4 protein-coding genes and 1 pseudogene are annotated in these 4,409 nt (G+C 45.6%); 4 read left to right on the top strand and 1 reads right to left on the bottom strand.

The genetic code is table 11. The features are described 5' to 3' along the window. From AB1S50_RS18990 to AB1S50_RS18975, 4 genes and pseudogenes are all read left to right on the top strand, one after another. Positions 1–653: pseudogene (locus tag AB1S50_RS18990) on the top strand (hypothetical protein); the annotation flags it as partial. After that, positions 653–1,936, top strand: a complete 1,284-nt coding sequence (locus tag AB1S50_RS18985; RefSeq protein ID WP_367152797.1) for a restriction endonuclease subunit S — start codon at positions 653–655, stop codon at positions 1,934–1,936. The pseudogene AB1S50_RS18990 and the gene AB1S50_RS18985, both read left to right, overlap by 1 nt. A 4-nt stretch (positions 1,937–1,940) precedes the next feature. After that, on the top strand, positions 1,941–3,140 hold the full coding sequence (locus tag AB1S50_RS18980) for a DUF4268 domain-containing protein (protein ID WP_367152796.1): 1,200 nt from the start codon (positions 1,941–1,943) through the stop codon (positions 3,138–3,140). Positions 3,141–3,149: 9 nt separating this feature from the next. Continuing rightward, positions 3,150–4,319, top strand: a complete 1,170-nt coding sequence (locus AB1S50_RS18975) for an RNA-binding domain-containing protein (protein WP_367152795.1) — start codon at positions 3,150–3,152, stop codon at positions 4,317–4,319. On the opposite strand, the gene AB1S50_RS18970 is transcribed toward AB1S50_RS18975, so the two are convergent. Continuing rightward, on the bottom strand, positions 4,302–4,409 hold a 108-nt coding region (locus AB1S50_RS18970), incomplete at its 5' end, for an IS3 family transposase (RefSeq protein WP_367149665.1). The genes AB1S50_RS18975 and AB1S50_RS18970 overlap by 18 nt on opposite strands.

Below are 4,409 nucleotides of genomic sequence, written 5' to 3'. Positions count from 1 at the left end.
CGAGGAACAGTTCGCGCCGTGTTTTGCGTTTCTTGATAGTGTATTCGGCTTCGGCGAAGGTCAGTTGGCTCATGATTGAATCTGTGTATGTTGGAAATGGGGTAAATTATGCCAGACTGGAGCAGTTTTTCAGAGGTTCCCTAAAGGAGTATAAGGTCGCGCTTAAGGCGAGTGAAAAAAATAATATCTTCAATGCCGTAAGCTGGTACCACGAAACAGCCGCTAAAGTGATTAAAAAAGTGGTAAAACTCAGTGGCGATAAGCTGGATGAAGTGCTGCAACGTTACAGCTGTACCCAAGCGCAGCTGGAGGATTTTGGCTATTACCCAACCGATAAGAAAAACGAATACATTACCTATAGTGCGAGTTCCGACCTGCGCGACACTGAATCAGTGTCACTGTTGAAAGAGGATGAGCCGCAAAGCATTCATCAGTACTTTCTCGATGAAGTAAAGCCCCATGTGAGTGAGGCCTGGATCAATCTGGATTCCGTCAAAATCGGCTACGAGATCAGCTTTAACAAATACTTCTACCGCCATAAACCACTACGTTCATTGGAGACCGTTGCAGAGGAAATTATCAGCCTGGAGCAAAAAGCTGAGGGTTTAATTGCGCAGATTCTGGGTGTGGATATTGAGCAGGTGCAGGGTTGATGGCGATGAAGAGTGTAGCTAAATTGCCGAAGTATGATTCCTATAAAAAATGTAAATTGGAATGGGTTAAGAATATTCCCAAGTCCTGGGAAATCAAACCGATAAAACACCTGGTTAGCATTCGTAATGGCCTTGATTATAAAAGTGTAGTCGTTGATGAGGGATACCCCGTATATGGGTCTGGTGGAAAATTTGCCTGCGCGAAGAAATTTTTGTTCGATGGTGAGGCGATCTTGCTCGGAAGAAAGGGGACCATAGACAAGCCATTACATGTGAATGGAAAGTTTTGGACTGTAGATACAATGTTTTATGCAGTTCCTAAAACAAAAGTGAACGGCAGGTTTTTTTATTATTGCTGTACAGGAATTCCTTTTTCTTTTTATTTAACATCCACTGCGTTACCAAGTATGACGCAGGCAGATCTGAATAATCACCAGTTTGCATGGCCAAGCGAAGAACAACAAGGTTTGATTTCCAGCTTCCTCGACAAAAAAACCAAACAAATCGACGAAGCCATTGCCATCAAAGAACAGCAGATCGCCCTGCTCAAAGAGCGCAAGCAAATCATTATCCAAAAAGCCGTGACCCAGGGGCTTGATCCCAACGCACCTATGAAAGATTCCGGCGTGGATTGGATTGGGCAGATACCCGCGCATTGGGAGATGAAACGGGTCAAAAATATTTTCAGATTGGTGATGGAGCCTTCTGAGAAAAATAACGATCACGAACTTCTTTCTGTTTATACCGATATAGGTGTTAAGCCGCGCAGTGAATTAGAGGAACGAGGTAACAAAGCGTCAACTACTGACGGTTATTGGTTTGTTAAAAAGGGCGATGTTGTGGTCAATAAATTGCTCGCATGGATGGGCGCTATTGGTCTTTCAGAATATGACGGCGTTACAAGCCCGGCATATGATATTTTACGCCCTCAATTGCCAGTAAATGGCTATTTTTATCACTACTTGTTCAGATCAAATTTTTGCTCCGCAGAACTTAAGCGCCATTCTCGTGGAATTATGGATATGCGGTTGCGCTTGTATTTTGATAGGTTTGGAGTGGTCGAAGTGCCTTATCCACCGGTGGATGAACAGAATGAAATTATTCATTCATTGAAAATTCAGATGTATGAGATGGATAAGGGTATTGATCACTTAAATATTCAAATTGAAAAACTCAAAGAATATAAAACCACCCTAATCAACAGTGCGGTGACTGGAAAAATCAAAGTTACCCCTGAAATGGCTGGTGTGGTTAAAAAAGCGCAGAGCACAGTGGAGGCATAGGGCAATGTTTACCGTCAACCATCAAACCAACCATATCAATCCGGTAAAAATCAAAACCTTCAGCGAGCTGGGTTTTACTGAACGTAAACACCTACAGGAATGGCTGGCCCATCAGCCCCAAGCCTTGGATGAAGAGCTGTTGATTATCCAGAAAGAGTTTGATGGCTTTGACGATACCCGCGAACGCCTCGATCTATTGGCGCTGGATAAAGAAGGCAACCTGGTGATTATCGAAAACAAGCTGGATGATAGTGGCCGCGATGTGGTGTGGCAGGCATTGAAGTATGCCTCTTACTGCGCCAGCTTAACCAAAGGCCAGATTGTCGAGATTTATCAGCAATATTTGCACCGCTTCTTTTCCCCTATCAGCCCGACGATTGAAGCCGGTGAAGCGATCACTCGGGCAGGTCAATCCCCTCAAGAAAACAGACAGGATGCCGCCACCCGCATCTGTGAGTTTCTCGATGCGCCGGATCTGGATGAAGTCAAACTCAACCTCGGCAATAGTCAGCGCATTATATTGGTGGCTGCCAACTTCCGCAAAGAGGTCACCAGTACGGCGTTGTGGTTGTTAGGTCAGGGTATCAGTATTCAATGCTTTAAAGTCACGCCCTATGCCCTGGGTAAACAACTGCTTATCAATATTGACCAGATCATACCCACGCCCGAAGCCAGGGAGTTGATGATCGGCATCAACGCCAAAGAAGCGGAGGAAAAGACCACCGAAGTGGTGGTGAAGAACCGTCATACCGTGCGAAGGAAATATTGGGAAAAGGCCTTGGAAGCCTTCCAAAAAAGCCCGTGCAACCTCTACGATAATATCAGCCCTAGTAAAGATCACTGGCTTTCGGCGGGCTCGGGCTTAAGCGGATGCCCCTACAATTTGATTTTTAATAAGACCGTGTTGCGCGTAGAGCTGTGGATTAGCCGTAGTGCAACAGAAGAAAACAAATTCCTCTTTGATTTTCTGCTGGGTCTTAAAGACGAAATTGAATCGAACTTCGCTGATAAATTGGAGTGGCTACGTCTGGACGAGAAGAAGTCCTGCCGCATTGAGTATTCCTGTACGGCAGATAGTTTCAATAAAGACACCTGGAAAGAATCCGTTGCCTGGCACTTGGAGCACATGTGCAGGCTAGAGCAGGCCTTAAAGAAGCCGCTGCAAAAAGCCGCCGAGGCACTTAAGCAACAAAGTTTTGCGTAGGACAATGTAATGACCGTAGACCGCAGCTTGGAATACTTACAATCCTTGTTAAAAGAACTGTGCTCACTGCCGCAGGAAGCGGAGTGGGTGGAGTTCAAACATAATAACGACAATGCACCAATGATTGGTGAATATATTTCGGCGCTGGCTAATTCCGCTGCTTTGCTGGGTAAGCAGTCTGCCTATGTAGTTTGGGGTGTTGAGAATGATACTCATGAGGTGATTGGGACAACATTTAAGCCTTCAACAGCTCGCTATAAGCAGCAGGAACTTGAAAGTTGGTTGCTACAGAAAATATCACCAAAAATTCACTTTCGTTTTTTTGAGTTTGTCGGTGTCAGTGAATTGCCGGTCGTTATTCTGGAAGTGCAGGCCGGAGCACACAACCCGGTGCAATTTGATGGCGTTGAGTTCATCCGTGTCGGCTCCTATAAAAAGAAGCTAAAGGAGTATCCAGAAAAAGAGCGGGCACTATGGCGCGTGTTCGATAAAACGCCTTTTGAACGACAAATGGCAGCCTCTAATGTAAGTGCCGATGGGGTTCTGAAGTTGTTGGACTATCCGGCGTATTTTGAATTAACCGGGTTGCCCTTACCGGAAAATCGTGCCGGCATTTTAAATGCATTAAAGGCTGATCAATTAATTCAGGAAATGCCCGGTGATCAATGGGGTATCACGAATTTGGGAGCCATTCTGTTTGCGAAAAAACTGCAAAACTTTCAACACCTTGGACGCAAGGCGGTTCGGCTCATTTTATATCGTGGCAACAGCCGTATCGAAACCATTCGGGAAATCGAAGGCAATAAAGGCTATGCCGTTGGCTTTGAAGGGCTTATCGATTATTTAAAGACTCTATTGCCCTCCAATGAGGCAATAGGCAAAGCCTTTCGCAAAGAAGTGCCTATGTATCCGGAGTTGGCTATTCGTGAGTTGGTGGCGAATGCCATTATCCATCAGGATTTCTCTGTCACCGGTACTGGCCCTATGATTGAGGTATTTGACTCCAGAATGGAGATCACTAACCCCGGTATCCCTTTGGTCGCGACAGATCGGTTTTTGGATTCACCGCCGCAGAGCAGAAACGAAGCGCTGGCCTCATTCATGCGACGTATCAATATTTGTGAAGAATGGGGTGTCCTGACAATACTGGACAGTCCCGCTTTAAGCCGCTTTGGCTGATTCCCAATACTTCTTGGCGAATTCAGTTGGGGCCAAGTTGCCAAGCCGTGAGTGGCGACGTTGGCGGTTATAAAAAATCTCGATGTACTC

Source organism: Microbulbifer discodermiae, from assembly GCF_040742695.1.
Classification (GTDB): Bacteria; Pseudomonadota; Gammaproteobacteria; order Pseudomonadales; family Cellvibrionaceae; genus Microbulbifer.
The sequence above is the reverse complement of the archived record's forward strand: the minus strand, read 5'-3'. Positions and strand labels throughout refer to the sequence as shown.

Coding starts and splice junctions, on each gene's coding strand:
- AB1S50_RS18975 (WP_367152795.1), top strand. CDS start 3,150: ATGACCGTAGACCGCAGCTTGGAATACTTACAATCCTTGTTAAAAGAA.
- AB1S50_RS18985 (WP_367152797.1), top strand. CDS start 653: ATGGCGATGAAGAGTGTAGCTAAATTGCCGAAGTATGATTCCTATAAA.
- AB1S50_RS18980 (WP_367152796.1), top strand. CDS start 1,941: ATGTTTACCGTCAACCATCAAACCAACCATATCAATCCGGTAAAAATC.